The sequence below is a fragment of the Arhodomonas sp. KWT genome, from assembly GCF_010993615.1.
The window spans coordinates 8,819-10,210 of sequence record NZ_WNXE01000044.1; the positions used below are offsets into that span (position 1 = coordinate 8,819).

Annotated in this window: 1 protein-coding gene and 1 pseudogene; both read right to left on the minus strand. The window is 69.8% G+C overall.

The window, feature by feature from the left end; genetic code table 11:
* A pseudogene (locus G7A99_RS24865) lies at positions 1 to 462 on the minus strand (hypothetical protein); the annotation flags it as partial.
* 92 nt (positions 463 to 554) lie between these two features.
* On the minus strand, positions 555 to 1,392 hold an 838-nt coding region (locus tag G7A99_RS09215; protein ID WP_163139683.1), incomplete at its 5' end, for a DUF3734 domain-containing protein.

The window sequence follows — 1,392 nt, forward strand, 5'->3', positions numbered from 1 at the left end:
GGGCAGGGGCAGCAGTGTGGCGACGCTGAAGAACACGCGGTTGAACGCCCGGATCACGCCCCTCACGAGTTGATCCACGCCGAAGAGCACCGAGGCCTCGGCGAAGCGTTCCTGCACGACCGAGCGGGCGTGCTCGATCTGTCCGCGCCCGCCGGGGAGGTCGGCGCCGTCCAGGAGCTCGACCAGCACCGCAATGTGGCCGGCCTTGACCAGGTAGAGCAGGTATTCCCGGAACCAGTAGACCAGCGCGCCCACGAGGGCGAAGCCGGCGATACCGCCCCACGCACCGCCCGCGCCGGGGTCGCCGCCGATGTGGCCGAGGGCATAGCCGATGCCCGCACCGCCGCCGGTGGCGATCACGTAGGCGAGGGTGATCCCGAGATAGACGAGCAGGCGAAAACCGAGAAACGGGGCGGTGCGCCGGAGCAGGCCGAGCACCTCGGTGACGTCGAAATCCATCATGGCCCTGGGGCCTCCGTGCTGCGGGTTCGCCGCAGTGATACACCGGCGGCCTTACACCTGCCTTAACCCGCCGCCCGCCGGCCCCGTAGTGGTCAATCCTCGCGGTGGTAGCTGCGGTAGGCGTCCGAGACCACCTCCTCGACCTCCACGCTGGGGTCGTCCGGGTCGTGGGTCTGCCAGCGCCGTTCCGTCAGGGCCTGGCGGGCATCTCTCAGGCCCGCGGCCCAGTGGTCTTGTACGGAGGCCCGGGAGAACTCGTAGTCCTTGCTGTACGTCTCCGCGGGGCCGCTGCGGTAGATCATGTGGACGATGCTCATGCTGGTGGTGCAGCCCCAGGCGGCGAGCTCGCGTACCCGCGGGTTATCGCGCTCCGCGGCCGGCAGGCGGCGGTAGAGCTCGTTGATGATCCGCCTCAGCCTGTGACTGGTGCGGTAGTACTCGATGTGGCGGCCGGAGCGGCTGGCGTAGGTGATGTCCTTATGGCGCTCGAGCACCTCTTCCAGGTCCCGCGGCGCCTCGCCGCGGGAGTCGAAGAGGTCGACCATGAAGCAGAGCGTGTCCCGGCGGGGGTTATCGTCCAGCACGGCCTCCAGCGGGGTGTTGGAGACGATGCCGCCGTCCCAGTAGAGCTCGCCGTCCACCGCCACCGGCGGGAAGGCCGGGGGCAGGGCGGTGCTGGCAAGCACGTGCTCGGGGCCGATGCGACGCCGTGCGGAGTCGAAATAGACGGTGCGGCCGGTGTGCAGATTCACCGCCCCCAGGCTCAGGCGCATCGTCCCGGCGTTGATCCGCTCGAAGTCCACGAGTTCGGCGATTGTCCGGCGCAGCGGATCGACGCTGTAGAGGCTGCGCGCGGCGTCGCTGTCCGGGACCAGGCGCGCCGGTGCCAACGGCGGCCGGGGATGAAAGAAGCCGGGCTGACCCCAGGCT